The following is a 20682-nucleotide window of genomic DNA, read 5'->3' on the forward strand; positions in this document are numbered from 1 at the left end:
TTGACGAAAGGAATTAGAAAAGCTGTGTTCTTATGGACGAACTACATTATTTTTTATCTTTCAAGGTTCTTTTAAATCTGAATTTTTCTCCTTGAGGAAGGATAACCACATCGGTGTCAGATTGAAGTTTGAGAGCCTCTTCTGTAGCGATTTCCGCAACTACATAGATTCTTCTTCTGGAATATTCGCTTTCATCGATTTTTTTCACATTAAGAATCACATCTTGATCTAAATCGAGCAGCATATCTCCAGGTTTGTCAGTATGAGTTTTTACGTGTTTGTTCAAACCAACTATAGTAAAATAGATGTTGTAACCAGATCCAGGTCGACGATCAAAAAGATCATTTTGTGTCGTAATTAATGAAATTGTAATACTACCCTTTGGCATTTTTACCATTGTATTTACACGCATTTGAGAACGTACCCAGTGTGGTACATAGACTCTGTAATAACCAAAAGCATATTGCAGCATGTTCTCAGGGATTTGCCATTTAGGATCTCGAGAATACATGTGCATAGCAGACTCTAATAAATAGCTATCATACGCTTTAGCTCGCTTAGAAGAACCTTTAGTTCTATCTTTGAGATTCGATAGCATATAATCTCGCAGTAGATAGAACTGCTGGTCAATTCGAGGATCGTAATGTACGATCTGATCATTAGTTGGGAATATGACACCTGCTCGAGAAACTATCCTTTCTTGTATTTTTACATCTGCAATTGTCTTAGGGAAATTAATTTCTAAATGACGTAGCTCAGGACCAATAAATGTGACAGCAGTCCCACTAGATGAGACAAGTCCTTTGTGTTCTGCAGATACAATGATATTTTTAAAGCTTGTCCAATCCTGTTTAAATCCTTTTAATTTTAGAACAAATGCTTGGTTTTGTAATTGATCTGAGAGAATACGCGTTATATACAGATCCCCGCTTACAGGATCTAAGTAATAAGAACTTTCTAAGATCGTTGATGAAGGAAGTCGGTATTCTTTCATTGCTTTATCAAGGAAAAGCAATTTATTTTCTGGAGCGTTTTTCATCTGTTTAGGATCTATAGTGTAAGTTAAAACAACTAAGTCCAAAGATCGATATCTTTTAGGAAGTATCAAATGATGATCTGTTTTATCCTGCTCTAGAGATAAAATGCGAGAACGGGAACAGAATTCTTTAATCAAAGTGACTAAGTTAAAAGTCTCTTTCCCTAATGTTAGCTCTAAGTAATTCCAATAACTTTGATCAATGAATTGATGTGGATTTGAAGCCATCCAGGGTTTAGCTTCTCTTTCTAATGTCCTCTCGGAAATTCCATCCAGATATGTATTAAAGAAGTTTTTGTATACCAAGCGCATAGATCCTATACCCTTTCCTTCGCGGATATAGAAGAATTTTAAGATAAGATCTCTGTTATCTATGCTGACTAAATCCTGGGCATACATAATCTGTCGTGCTAACGCAAATGTTTCAGAAGCTATGCGATAGCGATTGAAGTCTTCAAGATTTAGTGAAGTGTAATAAATTTGAATTTCATCGTAGAACTTCCATGTATTATGAGAGAATGTCGTTTTTGGTTTAGTATCTGCTTTAAGGAATCCAGATTCCACCTTACTATAGAATAAGACATTCCCCCCGCTTTGATCACTACCTCGAAAATCAATGTATTCAATAGTGTGTGCGGGGACTTTGACAGAGAACTTCTTCATAGATTTGAGATAGTCAAGCATCGTCCACCTCAGATCTGTCATTACCTCTTCGATATGTCCAGCATAGAGTGTTCCCTGTATTGTTAGATCTACGTCTCCTCTATTTTCTATACCAAGAACATGTTCTTTGCTCTTTTGCATCTCACTCAACATTAAAGTGACAGCGTTATTTAGGCTCATTATCCCTTCTAATCTTTCAGGAACTAGAGCGCTATTGTGATAGAGGACATGCTCTTTTTCAGGATCTTCTTTTAATTGATCATACCAGCTACCCAAAGTAGGTCGAACATTCGGGGTAATGTCTATTATTGTTTCCCATGGAGGATCTCCAGGATCCCAACTTAAAACCATAGGAATGGTATATCTTAGAGAAGAAACTGTTAGATCTATACTGGAGCTTTCTTCCGTACCATTTGTTATTTTCCCTTCAATTAGACTGGGAACAATTGTACTAAGGTCTAGAAATTGAGGAGAGTCCCCATCTTCTGCTAGTATAATTTTAATGGATTCAGTTTTGATATTTGGTGCAGAAGATAGAAGGTAAGAAACACCCTCAGCACCTTCAACTACTGTTTTAAACTCAGCTTGAGCTCGAAGATCTAATTCTGTGTGTTTTTCAGGTTTGTAAACAAAAAGCTTTTTGTCGTCATAATATGATACACGGCTATGTTTTTGAATAATGGATACCTCAGGAGCAAACCACCAGAGGTATTTTTTCATCCATTGCACAATATTATCTACGAATCCAGGTTCTTCTGGATGTTTTAGTGCCCAGGTAGACTGTTCGCATTTTGTAAAACCTAAAGTTGTGGTGTTCGGGCTATTTCCTGGGCTAGGTTTTTCTATAGCTTCAGCTGTAATGCCGTCAGAGAATTTTACTTTAAAGTGACCTACCCAACGATCATAAGAGCTACTTTGATTTGCATTTTCAATATATATGCCTGTGCTGTTATCCCCATCGAGACCTACTAAATTTAAATTATCTCCCCCTGAATGTAGTTCGAAGGAATTCATGCCGAGTGTAAGATCATGATCGGTAGAGTTCGGGGTAAGTACAATAGTAAGGTTACTATCTAACTTAGGTATGTAATACCAGTTTTTCCCTGCTCCAGAATATATAGTTCCTCCTCCGGAACTTACATAGAATTTGGTGTCACGATTTCCTGATAGAGTATCCTGACCTCCAGAAGAGCCAATGACTGTAGAAATTCCTGTTTGTCGAATCTTTAAGATATCTATATGAGTACCGTTAGGTCTTATTAGAGGAACGTCTTGTATTACTTGTGAGAGGTTGAATTTCACTGAAAATGGAGGTGGAATAGCACGGAATGAAATCACATTTTCAACTCCTGGAGCTCCAGTAATATTATAAAAACCAGCTCCGCCGATTTGAACAGTTATTCCCCCTTTACCTCCCTCAACCTTGATCTCATAATCTTTATACTGTGAGGCATATTCTATTCTTTCCGGAGAATCGGTATCTAAAAGACGTACAGGAATAACAGTCATATGCGTATCTCCTGTTATTATCGTACTTTTATGATTTTTAGCTGTTAAAGGAGGTTTATAGTAACGAGAGTCTGTCTCCATAACTGCTTCTCTCCAAATTACTTTATTCGATAGATAAACGACTTCAGTAATTCCTTCGTATGTAATTCCATATCCAAGAATAATAGTCCTGTAGATCCCTGCAGGGATTTTAGGTACTTCAGGAGGCCAGTAGCTATTGGCATGCCCTTTTGCTAAAGCCCCATAGGGAGAAATGCTAAATGCATAGCCTAGCTTTTCTCTTATTTGAGAGTCTGACAATTGTGGTTGATGACCAATCCATCTATTCGCATTGTATGATCTATCTCCAGTAAGGGTGGGAGGATTTTTTCTTAGATCTAAAACTAGATTGCCTAAAACGTGGTTACCAGAGAAATCAAGCAATCCTCTGTCTGGGAAAGCGCTTACAACATGCTCTCCTCCCTCCTCTAGAAATTTCTTATACTTACCCCATTCTTGATGACGTTCTTCTGTTTTCGCAACATTACGAGCAATCGATGCAGCTCCCATACCAATAGCAGCAATAGGCCCTGCAGCTAACATGGCAGGTGGAGCAACAATCGCAGATAATGTTAATGCTAAAGTAATGGTATCGAAAGCTATTTGAACACGTGCTGCCATCATATCACTGTGTGAAGAGGCGTGTTGTAAATCCTCTATACTAGTATAGAGACTCCAGACCCCCGCAATAGTTTCAAGAATAGGAAGCTCTAAAACGCCCGCGGCTTTAGCAATAGCTTTCCCTAAAGTTCCTCCTATTTTTTTAGAAGCTTTTACTACTTGCTTTGCTACTGCTGACTCTAATCGAAAGCCGTCAATTCCCTCCTCGGTAATGAATTTCTTTCCTAGACCATTTAGAAGATTTCCTAAAGTCATTTCAGCCATTTCTTTGACATCTAAAGATAAGTCAAAAAGAGCTTGAGCCTCAGCACCTTTTCCTGCTTGTACCAAGCGTACATATTGTGCAATGGAGACCATGGACATGCCGAGTTCCATATCCATAACACCTGTGCCAGCCAGACCGCTAGCCATTGCCCCGAACTCTTTGAATGTTTTGACTAATCCATGACTTGGAACTTCTATTTTCTTTTTTTGTGATGTTCCTTGTTGAAAATCGAAAGAAATCTTATCGTTGTCAGTGACATCTACATTCGTGACAGATATCTTATCTTTATCACCAGAAAATGTATCTTTGATGGCACTTTTTATATCACTCATCAGGTTCCGTAGCGCGGAACCTATTTGCTGGGATTTAGTTTTGAGCCCACTTATTAAAGCTGCGAGATCCCTGGGGGTTTCAACAATTAAGCTTCTACTAACCTCTTTTGTTCCATCTTCTATGCCGTAATTGTCTAAGATATATAGGATTGTAGAAGCAAGTTGAGCATCTAAAACAGTCTTGGAAAGAAAATCACTTAAAATATTCCCATCTAATTTTAATCTATCGAGATCTTTTTGGCTTGTTTTTTCGTTGATTCTTTTATGATCAATAGTCCCCCCTATTTTATATAGGTCCGCCCAGGATATTCTTCTACGGCCTATATTAACATCGCCCCTTAGAGTCATCTTATATAAAGTAGTCATATACTGATCATAGGAGAATCCTAAGTTAGTAGATGGAAACCAGGTATTCGCTGCTTTTGTTGAATCTACGGTATAAACTTTTAGCTGTGATGCTATACTTTGTGCAGAAGAAATCCCATAGCGAGTTCTTATTTCTTCGGTTAGCTGTACCGAAGATTCCAAAAACAATAGAGCTTGTTGTAATGTTGGAAAATCACAATGCCCAAAGTTAGGATCTGTGAATCTATAACCCTCATCCATTACCTGAACAACTAAAGAGTGAGTAGATGTCGTCACTAATAGACTTTTTATGTTTGTCTGTTGTGCCAATATCTTAGACAAACCTTCAATATCCCATTTGTGCTCAGTTAATATCCCCTTTGTTTTCAGATCTTTGTTTCCATGATATTGTAACCAATCGATGTATGTTCGACTTTTCTCCAAAAACGTATTATCTGAATCTGTTAGGGGTATGTGATCACGCTCTTTTGTTTGAAATAGAGCGCCTACTGTCATAAGATTTCTAGTCATCAAGGTATATTCAATTGAATCTTTGGCTGACATGTAGAGCATGGTGAGACCCATACAACGTCCTTCTAATTCATATAAAAACGTTTGCGGGTGTATGTGAGCAAGATCGGAGCCAAATGTTTTTGCTAAATCTCCCCATAGAGGTATCTGTTCTCTAGAAAATTCAGGCCAAGAAAATAACGTGTATTTTGCCTGTTCTACAACATTGGGTATCGTAGGCACATCAGGAGGAATAGAGAAAAGATCTTTACTCAACCCTACTCCGCGATAATCGTACGGATTAATTGCTGTGGGATCTAGCATTGTAGTTGCTAGGGGACGACCGAAATCTGCATCTCGTTGTAAGATTTCGTTAACCCCGGGTAAAATGCTGTAAAGTAGGGATGACCCTGTCTGTGCAAAATTCGTTCTTTTGGAAAGAATTTTACTAACTTCAGTTAAGGAGAGATATTTCTTCTCTTGAGCAAGTTTTACAAGCTCTTCAAGACGATCGTCATAGAGAAAACTATAAACGTGTTTATCGTTTAATAATTTTTTAGCCGATTCTAAAGTTAAGGATCCATCATGAATACTTAGATGTAGCTGATAAAGTGTATCGAAATAGTTTGCCATGAGATAGCTCGCTAGATTGAATACCCCTGGCATAACACTTGTCATTACACGCTCAGATTCACCACCGTCTTCGAATCCATACTGCATTCCTAAAGCGGAGACATGCCCATCAACGGGGGGTATGAGTAAATCAGGAACATGACATTTTTTGAGTTCTTCACCTAATTTTTCAGGTATATTTGCTAAAACAGATTGTGCTTCTGGACTACTAGGATCTAGAACTAGGTAATCATATACAGTACTAAGGACATCATGCATATCCTCATAATCTCCTCCTAGTGTTGTTTTCATCATATCAACTAGGTGCTTTGAGGGAGCTGGCAATACACTATCCGAAGAAAAGAGCCCCGAAACGCCTGCTTCAGCTACCATAAATCGATAGATATCTTTTATATCAGTAAAGGCGTATCCATCAAGATACATACGTGCAAATAATTGTTTATCGAATAAGAATTTATCCAAATTCTCTACAGCAACACGTTCGCTATTCTCAAATTTTTTGATAATATTGTCTAATTTCTTCCTGGGATCTAAGACGTGTTTTTGATACGTAGTCTCATAGAGTTTTTCATACCATTTTTGTGAGCTCTCTTGTTCCTGCTTATCCAGACCACTATAGCGGGTTATCTCCTTCATTTTCTCAAGAATGAGCTTTTTTCTTTCATTTTCACGTAAAATAAAGCACTTATTTATGAACTCTTCTAGATCTTTAAAAAAGTGTCCCGATATGACTTTGTCTTCGATTTCATTGACCTTGGCCTGAAGGTTTTCATCCCCTGCTAGCTTATTTATAGTCTCTAGAAACTTATTAATATCCTCATCAGATGTAAGAGCATCTAAACTTTCTTTAGATTTCAGCTCTGCATAGTTTGTTAAGAGTTCCATCTGTGTTATAGAAAGAGAAGATTGCCCTACAGAGTCGATGAGATTACCAATTGCTACTTGCCTCTCGGCTACGGATAGCATATCTTTTAAAAACATGGATAGACCGCTTGACGAGCTATACCATACAGTAATTCCTGTCTGTGAATTACTCTTGAGATATAGTCTAATAGCCTTTTCTAGATCACCCTCGATGTTTTTATATAAATCTGGAAAAAAGTTAACGTGATTAGCAACTGGAAGTTGAACACCACGGATTAGGTTTGCAAGCTGTAACTGTAGAGAAAATAAAGATGTTGTTGCTATAGCATCGTCTTTTATTTTCATCTTAAATTCATAGATTTCGTGATCTAAATCAGCTAGTTTCACGATATCCACATTAGAATCTTCAATAAGATTATTAAATCTTACTAACAAGCCTCCGGGGAGGTTGTCTTTTGATTTCTGAGACCAAGATTTAGTGAAATCAGCTTGATCAACCTTGGTACGCTCTATTCCTTTAGGAGCTTCTGCGCGTAATTTTGATGAATCAGAAAAAAGTAATTCAGATGCACATTTTTGTCTGACATTACACCACGTACTCTCATCCCCAGGAGTTACGTCATTGGCCCCTACAGATAGAGGATTTTTCCAGTCATATGTAATTTCACCTTTCGAATCTTTAATTTGTTTATAGGAACCTAGATAGGCTGCATCTCCTAAATTTCTTCCATTCTCATTAAGAAAGTCACTTCCTAAGGGGCCAAGAGATCTAAAATATTTGACCATTTCTTTCTTAATTAAATCTGGACCTGTAATGCCTAATGTACTTACGGCTCCAGGAATAATCGAATCTTGTCTAAAGTTATAAAATAGACTCTTACCAAGATAATCTCTGACTAAATGGCCTCCAACTACATCATGTTGCTCTAAATGGGTGAGATCATCAAGAGTATTAAAGAAAGATCCACTAAGAACATTTTCCCTTATATCTTTTAATTCAGCATAAGCTCGTTGTTGTCCTTTAATGACAGCATCAACCGTGACACTCTCTTTGTGAGCCATCATCAAACCATTCAATATACGAACATTCCAACCACTGTCCCACTTATGATACCTTCGCAAAACAGGCATCGTATCTCGAATCGTATCTGGAGCCATTTTTTGAAAGAGACTTGTCTTAGGTTTGCCTTGACCCCCACCCTCGCCTTTGTGTATCTTTTGAAATTCAGTGATCAGCTCTTTAATTTTTGTTTTGTCCTCATCTGTAAGTTTTGATAATTTGATTTCCTTTCCGATTTCTTCCAGAGTGACTGTAGTTTGGCCATTTGCTATTTTTAATGCCGCATCAGAAATCGCCCGTCTAATTTGCAAACTTTCGAAAAATTTATTCCCACCTTTCTCAAAAATAGCATTAGTAGCTTCCTGGGAATACTGAGGCATCATATCTAAATCGGTATAAATGCCCCCATGTTCTTTAAGCATGTACATTCTGATTTGATCTGATGCTGCAGCATAATTCCATCGTAAGAACATCTCCATCTCGTAATTATAGAGATTGGTGGTGTCTTTCATTGAAGTCAGTTCTTTGATATCTTTAATTTTAACCTTGTCAGATCCTAAATCCTTATTAACTTTCTCGACGAGATCTTTAATTTTCTGTTTGTTGGCTTCTATAGTCTTCTTATATTGCTCAATTTCCTCTTGAGGAAGTTTAATAGTTTTTTCGAGATATTCTATGCGTATATCGTCAGTAATTGAGCTAGAGCCTTTAAGCATACAAAAATTGAAAAACCCATCTTGAGAGACAACCATATTTCTTAAAAATAAGGCATTGAAATTGTCCCTAATGTCTTTATCTAATTTTTCGTATTCGCCATAGATTGCGACTAAATCATCATAATATTGTTGTTTTAGATCATCGTCTTGAATGGAATCGTATTTCTTCCTTAAATCATCATAATATTGAATGAAGGCTTTTGCGCCCTCTGGAGTTTTTTCCTTTATTTCCTTCATGGATGCATCAAAAGCTATTCTTTTTAGAGTAGATGAAAATTTAGCTGCTCCATAAGCCTTTTCATCTACCCAGAAATAGAAGTCGAAATCATCATATGTCTGTAAAAATACTTTGATGTACGGGCTTACATCGTCTGGTGGAGATCCAGCAATCCAAATTCCATGTAGATGTTTATCCACAGAGACCCGATGCGATGAAAACTCTGTTTTAATAGTAGCCATTACCTGAAAACTTGGATGAGACGCAGATAATCCTGCTTTTTTTTGAAGCGTATCTAAGAAAATAGACTGTTTAACTAGAAGGTCTTGTCCTTTTCTAGAATTTTTTTCTTCTACAGTATTATAGTAGCCTATAGCTTTCTTCATGTTGTTGATTGATATTCGACATAATTTCTCTTGCTGAGGAGTTAATTTCAATTTCTCTAAGATATTTTCAGGTGTAAGATCATACTTATTAGCGTTTGAGCTACCAGCTTCAGCTTTATCTTCTAAACCACGTTTTTTCCTAGAAAGATGGTGTGGATCTTTGGCTGCCTTCTGAACGGGTGTTGTTGTATCTTTTTTTATGAGGGCACTACTAGTTTCTCCTATAGCTTGCTCTATAGAGGTAGAGCTTTCCGGAAGAAACGAAGTGGAATTAGGAATATGTGCAGGAGAATATTGCGCAGGCGTTTTCGTAGGTTGCGTAGATCGAGAAGAGACTGAAGCTTTAACAAGCTTAGCCAGAATTCTTTTCTTCCTAAGGGCACCCCCCCCCCAATAGTAGGCTGAGCTAGAGAGGTAGTATTATCAGAAATAGAAGAGTTAGTACGTCTAGAGACGTATGTCGAAGAAGTTTTCGTATGATTTTTAGGCGGTGGAAGAACCGTGGGTTTGGTGATTTTAGCCGGTACTATCCTTGTAGGGAAAACATGTGCAACAAGCTGTGCCAAATTATACAAAAAAGAGGTTTTCCAATTCCCAGTATGATTCGATGGTGATGCTGTTGCTACTGTAGTATTCGAATTCGTTAAATTATAAAACTCCTGTTGTAGTTTTTTCCCCAATTCAACAACCGTTTCTGTGGAATTATTTTGGTTTACAGCTTCATCATAGATAGAAAGTCTCTCGTCTAAGGAAGATGAATTGATAGTGCTTTGATTTAAATAGGATGAGTGTGAATTAGAACGAGTTGTGTAATTAGACTCAGACTGAGAGGTAGATGCGGCTGGAGTTGTTTTTTCAGGAAGAGTCATAGTCCAAACGCGTAAGATTTATTTTTAAACACACCCTAATTACATAATGCTATTTCCAAAGTAGACAAGGTCTATTTCCCCCAAAGAATCGCGAGAGCATTTTAAAAAAATAAAAGAATTACCTCAACGGCAATTATGTTGTAAGAGCATATTTCACAGTGACTTGAGAATGTTCAGGTTCATGTCTTCTCTAATGATCGTTTTTTTGAGAAGTATGTTATTTAACGTTAACTATGCATCTGCGCAGAAACAGCAATTGCCAAAGATACGAGCAACCCAAGAGATCTTTAGGAAGAATTCTCATTGATTTTCTTATACTTATATTATGAAATAATCCCTTGGATTACAGGGAACAAACAGTAGATCTAGTGCTTTTAAAAAGAATTTTTTTGATTTGATTTTAATTGAATAAATGAGAGAAAATATTCGTGCTAACTTTTTACTTGGTGAATTATGCCTAATATAAACAAATTATTCAATTGCCTAAGTCTAACACAAAATACAGAATCAACACAACGAGTTTCTTGTTCTAAGACCATAAAAACCAGTATTTTGGTTGGTCTGACTGCTCTTTCTATTATTTTTATCATCTTAGGAGCTTTAGCTCTCGCTGGAAGTGCTAGTTTGGGATTGTTAATTTTTGGATCAGTTTGTCTCTCTTTTCTTGTTGTGGGAGTTGTTATAGGAAAGTTAATTAAAAAAACGCAAACTATTATACCACTTCCTAGGTCAGAAGTAACTCAGCCAGCTTTGAATGCCGGAGCAGAAGGAGCTCTTGCTTACGCTAATCAACAACTCGATCAAGAGAGAGAGACAATAGAACCTGTTGAATGGACAGGGTTACGTCCTCCTTTGAATACTGATATTTCTTATTTACTTACTTTAAGATCAAGAAAACACCAAGAAGTCTTAGATTTATTACATATAGATGATTCAGAAAGACTGACATTTCCTAGTTATCAAGATGCAACCGATCCAACATTAACAAACACTGTCACAGAATTTCTACAACTATCTTTCGCTATTAGTATTTACTCTCTTAGAGATTTAGCCACTTATAGAGAAAGATACAACGTGGAGTCGAATTTAGAAGCTTTAGCAAGACAAAATTCAGCCTATTATAAGACATTTTATATGATGTCAACCGCATACTCTTTAGTAAGACACTTACAGATGTATTGTGGTGGTGATATTTCTCAGGAGGATATAGAGGCTAGAAAATCGAGATTCTATCAAGAAGGAACTGTAGAGAGTGAGTGGAGATCGATATACAATAGTTTTTGTCAGCAGGCTCGTTGGTACCTTGGTAATGAGGCGGAGGCTGATCAAAGAGAATGTCGTCTAATTAAACATTCTAGAGCGGATCTTAATCCTAGATTTGGATATGCAGGAACTACACCAACGTAAAATTGATCTTTTGTTATTATAATAGGAGATATTGTGCGCGGCCCCTATAATTGGACGCGTACTTTTATTGATCTAAACTCTCAGGTGCTGTAATTTTTGGATGTACAGCTTATAATTAAGAATCCGTCTTTATAGAATTCAATCGAACATATACTCCGCGACTTACTTCTGTACACCCCTCGATAATATGCATTTTTTCTAGTTGTATGAGGATCGAGTTTGTTAAACCGATTCTTATTGGATCAGAAAGATTACCCCAGAAAGTTGTTAAAGATGTAGAACCAGTAGTATTTTGTTCCTTGTATGGGATAAATATTTCTACAGTATTTGGATCTGTGGGGGATAAAATTTCTGTGATAAATTCGATTGCTAATTGTAGTTTGATCTGCTTATCAGAAAGAGCTCTTAGCTGTGGTCTCTTTTGAAGAATATAGGCTCTTGGAATTGTAACCGCACTTAGATTTAGAGCACGTGCAATTTTTTTGCGATCTAGGGATTCTATTGCCGCCGCAACTTCCTCAGAAGTTACTTGATTTAATACCTCTCCCAAGAAAGCGCTAGGAACCTGCCGTAAAAATGCAGACATGACATTTTTCCTATTTTCATAAGAATCCATGGGTAGACGACTACCGGATTCATTCATGATAAGTTGATGTCTATTTTGATGATGTTTAAAAGCAGCTTGTTCACCTAAGACATAGGGAACCATATGCCTATTTTTCATGCTTTGATAACACTCTATAAAAGATTGAGAAGAAAAGAGTTTTAAATTAGCTTCGGTATCCCCTTGAGGATTAGTAACGATTAATTGCTTATGCTCTTCTTCGTCATCTAAAATAACAATTCCAGAACTCATATCACAACCAATATACTTAGGCCAAGATATACAAGAGCCTCTTCCTTTTTTCTCTATATGGCGTGATTCAAGAACGTTTCTTACAAATCTCGCTACAGCACTTTCTCTTAACTCAACTTCAGATGAGTTCGTTATTTCATGGATACTAATGGAATCATCATTCAGGGAGCAAACGTAATCAGGATAATTATCGAAGCGAAATTCAGCTTTTAATCCCCCGTGAATCCCCTGTTTTTGTTTAGGAAGTCTAGAAATTTTTGCTGTAATTCCCAAACTATCTTTTAAGCATTTCTCTATAGATTTCTCATCACTCTTACCCGTTAATGCGAATTCAGAAATAAGATTTCTTCCTGAATGAATCAGATTATAAAGATCCAAATAATGGGCATTAAATTGATCTCGATTTCCTAAAATATAAAACGTATGAGATTTGCGAGAATCTAAGTAAAATCTTTCAGGGAGAGCGCTTGCAAATTCCTCTTTGGGTTGCACTATCGTAATACCTTCAGCACACAGTTCCTGATAAGCTTCATCTTCTGTCGTTAAAATAGTTTTAAAGTTTAGAGAGTGTGATATTTTTTGGCAGGTCGTAACAATGTCTTTCTGAAGAGATTCAGATAAAGGTGCATCAAGATATATACACGGATATGCAATATGTAGGTATAAATGCAAGGCTTGCCGTAATAGCCAAGCCAAGATAACAATAGGAACAAAAATCCAAGAGAGTATTTTTAAGACTTTTTCAGCGGTAGATATTGCCCGTCCTTGATGTTGTATAGCAAATCTAAGTCCTAATTCTGTTGATTTATCTATAACTTTAGTTTGTTTTCCTCCTAGATAAAAATAAGAATCTAGAAGAGAAGAAAACTTCTCTACTCGATTAGGAGAATAGACAGGTGAAAACGTTACAGAGTTTAACATAATGTTCTTGGGGTTGTCTTCATAATCTACTCAAAGGTGTAACTACAAGTATTTCTGAAGGTGTTTTATTAATTCTCTTATTTATCGGATTACCCGATGGTTTAATGTTCTCAGTTGCTCATTCTTTATGTTGCTGAACCAAAACAGCTCACATCATATTACAGACTATAATTTTTACTCCTTAATCCTATCCATTTAGTCAAAGTAGGCGCAGACCATAGTTTCAGTATTCTCATAATCAGAGAAGATGCCTATATTCACTAATTGATCCATGATGCTCTCTCCTAGACATTTTTCCTGAGAGCCGTCGGATTTGAAGAACATAGATCCGTAGTTATTGAGCTGATTAATCAGTATCCCCTCACCCCCTCCAGGATAACTTTGTCCATGCTTATAGAAGACAACCATATTGCGTCCGTTATCATTTTGACCCACGGTTCTTTGTGAGATGAATTTCAGGAAGTTCTTCACTAATTGTTTCTTTTCTTCTTCGGATATTTGTTCTTGTGTAGGATCGGATACAAATAGAGGCACTTGAATATCTAAAGTATTGTTTAAGAATTCTTTAGATAATAGAGAATTCAAATTCTGCATCTTAGATTTTATAGGATTAGGAATCTGATTTAGCATACCTTTGAGATACTCAGGAGGAACACTCTTGAGTATAGGCATTAATGCAGAAACACGACTTTCTATTTTTGTATTCTCATCTGGATGTGTTGTAAACGTGTGTCCTGGATCAATTACCAAGGCCATGTGGAGATTTTCAGCACTGTCCACACAGACAAATTTTCTTTGTGATTTTGCAAATACCTTTCCAGGATACCCCGTAAGGACGGTAAAATTCACAAGATCATTTAAACCATTTTGTAAATTATTATGTTCTTCAATACTTGTTAAAACATCCTCTTTATCTAAGGATTTTTCTGTTAGCAGAGTGTTATGAATATGATGGATAAGCACACCATCTTGTAAGCTAATGCCTATTGGTTTGCTGATCATCAGATTGTCTAAATTCTGTCGTCTAGCAACGTTTATTGCTTTTGTACAGTTCCATAGATGTTCCATTATAGACCATTGCATATCCTCAGGTTGCGGCAATGTGATGGATTTAGTAGGAACTACAAATGTAAATGCTATATCGGGGAAGCGCCGTGATGTCATTGTAAGTAATAGCTGGTTACTAGTTTCATCTTGATAAAAATGTACTACTCTTAATCCCTGCAAGCGTAGAGCAGTTCTAAGAGCATCATTATTAGGTTGTGTAAAACGTAGATCCATAAACTTATCACGGATAGCTATGGCGTCTTTTAAATAGAGTGAGCATGGCGTACAGGGATCTTGCCTATCGATTAAGATGACCCTGTGATTTTTATGTAATACCTTATGTAGTAAGAAACGCACAAGGAGCGCAGTTAACACGATTGGGAATATGAGATACGAAAGTATCTTCACAATCTTTTCAGCGAGAGGTACATGTCTCCCTGGGCTAGAAAGGCAGATAAGTTCTTGAGTTATTTCATTTCTAGTAACGATTTCTATCTGTCTTCCACCGAAATAGAAATAATTATCTACTTTAGATAAAACCTTTTCAAAATAACTAGGTTCTTTATTAAAAGAACTTAAGCAAAAACTGTCCGGTATTCTCATAAACATTAAAATATATTAAAAAAACTTAAAACATTCTAACATAAAACATTAATTGTTAGAATTATTTTTAATATAATTTAGTTGTGTTAAGATTTTTTAATTAGAAAGAAAAACACATCTAGAGAACAAATCTCTAGATATGAAAATTGTAAAGAACTTTAAAATAGGGAATTATCCTGAGAGAGAAGAAGATCAACGTAGTTAATATTATAGTCTGAATTAATAAATTTTGGATTATCCAGCATAAATTGGTGAAAGGGTATTGTAGAGTGTACTCCTCCAATATGAAACTCTTTTAGAGCGCGTTTCATAATGGCTATAGCTTCTTCTCGGTTCTTACCCTTGGAAATTACCTTGGCAATCATAGAATCGTAATAGGGAGGGATAGCGTAACCGCTATAACAAGCACCATCAACGCGTATTGAGGGCCCTGCAGGAGGAAGATAGTAATCTAAACGACCCGGAGATGGGGAAAAGTTATTACTTGGGTCCTCAGCGTTAATACGACACTGAATGACATGTCCTGTAAAGACAATATTTTTTTGTTTCCAAGTGAGCTTATTGCCCATTGCCACATAAATCTGTTCTTTAAGAAGATCGATCCCTGTAACTTCTTCTGTGATTGTATGCTCCACCTGAATACGTGTATTCATTTCCATGAAGTAGAATTTTTTATCTTTATCTAATAGAAATTCTACGGTACCCACAGAATGATAGTTTGCACTTCTAGCTAAGTCTACAGCAACCTTTCCTACTTTTGCACGTAATTCAGGAGTAAGTATGGGACTAGGAGTTTCCTCGATAAGCTTTTGGCGACGTCTTTGTACTGTGCAGTCTCTTTCTCCAAGATGGATATAATTACCATGTTTATCTCCAAGAACTTGCACTTCTAGATGTCTTGGATTTTCAATGAATTTTTCAATGTAAACATCAGGATTATTAAATCCTGCTTCTGCTTCCGCTCGTGCTGCTGAAAAAGCTCTAAAAAATTCATCTTTTTCTCTGACAATACGGATACCACGACCACCACCACCAGCAACAGCTTTAATCACTATAGGAAAGCCAATCTTTTCAGCAATTTTTAATCCTTCCGCTTCGTCTTTAATAATACCCTCAGAACCAGGAATCACAGGACATTTAATTTTTTTAGCGAGTTGTTTTGCCGCTATTTTATCTCCCATTGTTGCTATAGATTCTGAACTAGGGCCAATAAAGGTTAACCCACAGCTTTCGCATATAGAGGCAAAATTCGGATTCTCGCTTAAAAAACCATAACCAGGATGGACAGCATCCGCTCCTGTAATTTCGCATGCCGCTAAAATATTCGATATTTTTAAATAGGATTTATTAGCTTGAGGCTCCCCTATACAAACAGCTTCGTCTGCTAATAGCACATGTAAAGCTTCTTGATCTGCTAAGGAATATACTGCAACTGTGGCTAATCCAAGATCATGACAAGCACGTATAATACGTACTGCAATTTCTCCCCGATTAGCTATTAAGACTTTTTTCATTATTCAGCTTTAACTATACGAAATAACTTAGATCCAAATTGTACTGCATCACCGTTGGTGATTAAAACTTCTACAACACGACCAGACATCCCGGCCTTAACTTCATTCATAACTTTCATGGCTTCTACGATACAAACAATCGTATCTTCTGAAACAATATCTCCGGGTTTAACGAAAGATGGAGAATCAGGAGAAGGAGAGCTATAAAATGTTCCTACAAGAGGAGAGCTAATAAAATCTCCTGGAGCCTGTTGCGATTCTGATTCTGTTTTTTCTGAAACAACATCTTTTGTAATTGTTTTATTAGGATCAGTGGGAATAGGACGTTCCTGAGAGAAACCAGCGAATAACCTACTATCGTAAAATACAGGTTCTTGATTGGGTTTATCTCCTGTGTCTCTTTCCAGTTCAAGCTCTAGCCCCTCACGTTTTATCACAAAACGCTTCATGCTATTTCTTCCCATAGCAATCATGAGCTTTTCTATTTGCTTTAAATCCATACCTGTATTCTCTTATCTTCTCAGACTGAAGTTAGACGCGTTGAATATATTCACACGTACGCGTATCAATTTTTATAATATCTCCAATTTCCACAAAAGGAGGTACTGTAATTTCGACACCTGTTTCTAATAAAGCTTTTTTTGTGCCACCAGCAATTAAAAGGGAATCCCCAGGAAAATCTGTTTTAGATACCATTAACTCTAAAAAGTGTGGTAGCTCTATTGAAAAAACAATGTCGTCATAAACCATAGCAGAAACAGTTACGCCTGCTTTCAAGAATAAAAAATTATCCTTCATGATCTCTTTAGAAATATAAATTTTCTCATAATTTCCCAAATCTAAGAAAAGAAAGTTTTCGTCCTCAATATAGAGATATTCAAGATTTCTAGATTCAAATTGGGCTTCCTTTATTTCTTGGCCAATTTTAAAATTTCTTTCAACAATGACTTCGGAATCAGCAGCTTTTAACGAAGCCTTGATAAAAGACTCCCCTTTATTTCCTGTTACTTTAGAAACCGCTACGACTTTATAAAGACCGTCTTTTGTGGAAATAAACATTCCCACCGAGAGTTGGCTACTTAATACCATGATTTTCTCCTCGAAGTAGCAAAACTTTTTCTTCCATAGTCAGCGTATCCTTTTCAAACATATAGGACGCTGCCACTAAAATATCCGCACCTGCTTCACGACATTCTTTTGCAGAAGTCTCGTTTATTCCCCCATCAACCTCAATCAAACAAGAGTCTTCTAGACCCATGGTTTTAATTGCTTGTCTTGTAAAACGAATTTTATCAGGGACATCAGGAATGAACCCCTGACCACAAAATCCAGGATGTACGGACATTAACAATACAACATCACAGAAAGGTAGGAATGGAGGAATGAATTCTATAGAGGTTTCTGGAGAAAAAGCTAGGCCTGCTTGTATTCCACATTTCTTAATATAAGCTAATAATTCTTTGAGATCTTCAGAGGCTTCAAAATGTACGATAATACGATCAGCTCCAGATTGCACAAAGGCTTCTATAAAATCAAAAGGCGTATAGATCATAGCGTGAACTTCTAAGAAGATATCTGTAGATCTATTGATTGCTGCAATGATTCCTGGACCAAAAGTCAGATTAGGAACAAAATGCCCGTCCATAACATCAATATGAATGAGATCAGCTCCTGATTCTTCTATTCTTTTTGCTTCTGCACCTATGCATGCAAGATCTCCCCCCATAATTGAAGGAGCAATTAATGTTTTCTGACGTTGTTTTTTATTCACCTACTGCCTATTGCAAACACATCAAAATTAAAGAAGCCTCTTAAGGTATAATTAGCAAATTATTTACCCCACCATATCCTTTAAAAGAGGATAACCACAAGAAAAACTTCAAAGACCATAGATTCTTGCATCTTTTGATTAAAATTCCTAGAGATCTTGTTAGATTTAGATGAAAAATATGGGATGATTTCTTTTATCTGAAATAATCTCTCACATCTTTGAAGGAGTACTTTTATCAAAAAATATCTAAAAGCTTAATTTTTTCGTTAGTGACTCAGGGTTTGTGTTTTCTCTTTGTCTATGAATATCAACGGTATAACTTTTGGTAAAGAGCTTGATTTTATACATTCATATAATTAGTCTCTCCAAATTTAAATTATTAAAAATGGAAATAAACTTATGGCAGTACCAGTAGAAAGCACAAGTCCTGTAATATCGAGAGCTTCCTCACCTACTTTTGAAGATCATGATCAAGACGGTAGTGAAACTACAATTGTACCTATCTCAACAGAGGGGACCAGTCACTCATCAGTTGCTGCAGCAGCTGCTAGGAAATTAATTATCCCTGAAGGAAGAGTTTCAGTACTTCAAAAAATCTTCCACTTTATTAAAATTATTTCTGCCGTTGCACTATTTGCTGTTGGTATTGCAGCTTTAATTTGCTTACAGTTTGGTATCGTAGTCTCGACTCCTTCTCTTATTCTTATGATTGCGATTATGCTCGTATCCTTTGTGATCGTCATTATGGCAATTCAAGATAGCACACCATCACAAGTGGCCCGTCGCATGAAACAGCAAATTCAGCAATTTAGCCAAGAGAATATACGCCTGCATACCGAGGTGAATACTTTACAAGCCGCTAATGCTGAACTCACAGAGCAGATTGATCAACTTAGACAGCTACACACTAAATTATCAGATTTCGGTAATAGACTTGAAACACATACCGGCGATTTCAGAGATCTTATTTCAGAGTTCAAAACCAGCTTGGATGATTTCAAAACTGTAGGTAGTAGGGTTGAAACTATGCTCTCTCCATTTGAGAGATTAGCTCAATCTTTACAACAGACCTTCTCTCAAGAATCTGTTCAACACATGATTGCCTCAGTAACTGCATTGAGAACTAGTTTGGATGGATTAAAAGATCTTATAAAAGATAACACAAATGTTTTAGAACAGCTAAAAGCTGATGCAAAACTTAGGGAAGAACACATACAGTTCTTAGAGCAACGTAAACAGGAGTTGGAAGCTGCTTGTTCAGCACTAACAGCTTCAATCGCTGATCTGCGTGCTTCTACCACTAACTTACAAGCAGTTGAAAGTCGTATTACTAGCTCTGTGAGTCACGATGGCGACCGTATAGAGACTTCTACTGCTACGACTACTACAGCGGCATCTCCACAAGATAGTGGCTCTCAACAACAAGGTGGAGACCAGACTGATGGTGGAAGTCAAGAAGGTGGACAAGTTGGAACGAATGAGCGGGCAACAAGTGGTGGTAAAGTAACGGGTTATGATGAGCAAGGATTCCCTATACAAGAATAAATAACCTATAATCTTTAGTAAAATTTTTAAAAAAAGGCATAGAGAGTTTCTCTTGCCTTTTTTTTTATCTCTCTATAAATTCCCTCTCTAATGTCTCGTTACCCGTCTAATAAAAAGCATTATTCTTCTAGGAAAACAGAAAGAAAGTCTACCTCTTGGGAGTCCATAGCTGAAGATTATCATAAGATCGTTCAGGGAGAGGGTCATTATTATCATAAAGAGGTCATTCTTCCTAAGCTGCTTCCCCTGCTTGATCTGCAATTTGAAGATTCTGTGGTCGATATTGGTTGTGGTCAGGGAATTTTAGAAAGGGCAATTCCTAAGGAATGCGGGTATTTAGGTTTAGATATCTCTCCGAGTTTGATCTCTATAGCGAGGAAACTGAGAAAATCACGAACCCATGAATTTAAAATTCAAGATCTTACAAAAAAACTAACATTAGAAGTTTCTCAGTCTTTTTCCCATGCTGTAGCTATTTTAGCATTACAAAATATGGAAACCCCTGATCAAGCGATTAAAAATACCTCAAAGCTTCTTTGTAAAGAGGGACGCTTTTTTATAGTATTAAATCATCCTTGTTTTCGTATTCCTAGAGTGTCTTCGTGGCATTATGATGAAGATAAAAAGCTTCTTTCAAGAAAGATCGATCGTTATCTTTCTAAAATAACAGTACCAATTGTTGCCCATCCTGGGAGAAAACAGTCAGAATCTTCGATTTCTTTTCACTTTCCTCTAAGTTATTGGACCCAAGTATTATCAAAATATGGGTTTGTTATTGAGAATATGGAAGAATGGATATCACCAAAAAAATCCATAGGAACTCGTGCAAAAGCAGAAAACCTTTGTCGCGAAGAGTTTCCATTATTCTTAATGATCTCATGTATTAAAACTCATAAGAATTAATAAAATAAAATTTATAAAACTTAGTATTAAATAATCATTTTTTATTAAAA

The 20682-nt window shown here is 36.6% G+C and carries 10 protein-coding genes; 3 read left to right on the plus strand and 7 right to left on the minus strand.

The window, feature by feature from the left end:
* Positions 1 to 46: 46 nt before the first annotated feature.
* Positions 47 to 9559 (minus strand): LifA/Efa1-related large cytotoxin, encoded by a 9513-nt coding sequence (locus O1W70_RS00035; RefSeq protein ID WP_375797328.1) that lies wholly within the window; start codon positions 9557 to 9559, stop codon positions 47 to 49.
* Between the two features lie 959 nt (positions 9560 to 10518).
* Here O1W70_RS00035 and O1W70_RS00040 point away from each other — a divergent pair.
* Positions 10519 to 11472 carry a hypothetical protein gene (locus O1W70_RS00040; protein ID WP_332381467.1) on the plus strand — a complete coding sequence of 318 codons (954 nt, stop codon included), beginning with the start codon at positions 10519 to 10521 and terminating at the stop codon, positions 11470 to 11472.
* Between the two features lie 115 nt (positions 11473 to 11587).
* Here the strand turns inward: O1W70_RS00040 and O1W70_RS00045 are convergent, their stop codons facing one another.
* The 6 genes from O1W70_RS00045 to rpe all read right to left on the minus strand — a co-directional run bounded on the left by O1W70_RS00045 (position 11588) and on the right by rpe (position 18184).
* Positions 11588 to 13249 carry a DUF648 domain-containing protein gene (locus tag O1W70_RS00045; RefSeq protein WP_332381466.1) on the minus strand — a complete coding sequence of 554 codons (1662 nt, stop codon included), beginning with the start codon at positions 13247 to 13249 and terminating at the stop codon, positions 11588 to 11590.
* A gap of 195 nt (positions 13250 to 13444) precedes the next feature.
* Positions 13445 to 14905, minus strand: a complete 1461-nt coding sequence (locus O1W70_RS00050; protein WP_375797231.1) for a DUF648 domain-containing protein — start codon at positions 14903 to 14905, stop codon at positions 13445 to 13447.
* A gap of 152 nt (positions 14906 to 15057) precedes the next feature.
* Positions 15058 to 16413, minus strand: coding sequence for an acetyl-CoA carboxylase biotin carboxylase subunit (accC, locus tag O1W70_RS00055; RefSeq protein WP_332381464.1), 1356 nt, complete (start codon positions 16411 to 16413; stop codon positions 15058 to 15060).
* Entirely contained in the window at positions 16413 to 16913 is a 501-nt protein-coding gene (gene accB, locus O1W70_RS00060) for an acetyl-CoA carboxylase biotin carboxyl carrier protein (protein ID WP_332381463.1), read from the minus strand. Before accB ends, accC begins: the two co-directional genes overlap by 1 nt.
* 31 nt (positions 16914 to 16944) lie before the next feature.
* Positions 16945 to 17502, minus strand: a complete 558-nt coding sequence (locus O1W70_RS00065; RefSeq protein ID WP_332381462.1) for an elongation factor P — start codon at positions 17500 to 17502, stop codon at positions 16945 to 16947.
* Entirely contained in the window at positions 17489 to 18184 is a 696-nt protein-coding gene (gene rpe, locus O1W70_RS00070) for a ribulose-phosphate 3-epimerase (protein ID WP_332381461.1), read from the minus strand. Before rpe ends, O1W70_RS00065 begins: the two co-directional genes overlap by 14 nt.
* A 399-nt stretch (positions 18185 to 18583) precedes the next feature.
* Between rpe and O1W70_RS00075 the strand changes: the two genes are divergently transcribed.
* Both O1W70_RS00075 and O1W70_RS00080 read left to right on the plus strand, forming a co-directional pair.
* Positions 18584 to 19729: a hypothetical protein gene (locus O1W70_RS00075; protein ID WP_332381460.1), complete on the plus strand. Its 1146-nt coding sequence runs from the start codon at positions 18584 to 18586 to the stop codon at positions 19727 to 19729.
* Between the two features lie 90 nt (positions 19730 to 19819).
* The gene (locus tag O1W70_RS00080) at positions 19820 to 20632 is read left to right on the plus strand and encodes a class I SAM-dependent methyltransferase (protein WP_332381459.1); all 813 of its coding nucleotides are present in this window, start codon (positions 19820 to 19822) and stop codon (positions 20630 to 20632) included.
* Positions 20633 to 20682: the final 50 nt, after the last annotated feature.

Source organism: Chlamydia sp. 16-02 (assembly GCF_042235055.1).
Lineage (GTDB): Bacteria > Chlamydiota > Chlamydiia > Chlamydiales > Chlamydiaceae > Chlamydia.

What these genes read in the sequence shown, in the direction of transcription:
- O1W70_RS00040 (WP_332381467.1), top strand. Translation starts at nt 10,519, where the DNA reads ATGCCTAATATAAACAAATTATTCAATTGCCTAAGTCTAACACAAAAT.
- O1W70_RS00045 (WP_332381466.1), bottom strand. Translation starts at nt 13,249, where the DNA reads ATGTTAAACTCTGTAACGTTTTCACCTGTCTATTCTCCTAATCGAGTA.
- O1W70_RS00050 (WP_375797231.1), bottom strand. Translation starts at nt 14,905, where the DNA reads ATGTTTATGAGAATACCGGACAGTTTTTGCTTAAGTTCTTTTAATAAA.
- accC (WP_332381464.1), bottom strand. Translation starts at nt 16,413, where the DNA reads ATGAAAAAAGTCTTAATAGCTAATCGGGGAGAAATTGCAGTACGTATT.
- accB (WP_332381463.1), bottom strand. Translation starts at nt 16,913, where the DNA reads ATGGATTTAAAGCAAATAGAAAAGCTCATGATTGCTATGGGAAGAAAT.
- O1W70_RS00065 (WP_332381462.1), bottom strand. Translation starts at nt 17,502, where the DNA reads ATGGTATTAAGTAGCCAACTCTCGGTGGGAATGTTTATTTCCACAAAA.
- O1W70_RS00075 (WP_332381460.1), top strand. Translation starts at nt 18,584, where the DNA reads ATGGCAGTACCAGTAGAAAGCACAAGTCCTGTAATATCGAGAGCTTCC.
- O1W70_RS00080 (WP_332381459.1), top strand. Translation starts at nt 19,820, where the DNA reads ATGTCTCGTTACCCGTCTAATAAAAAGCATTATTCTTCTAGGAAAACA.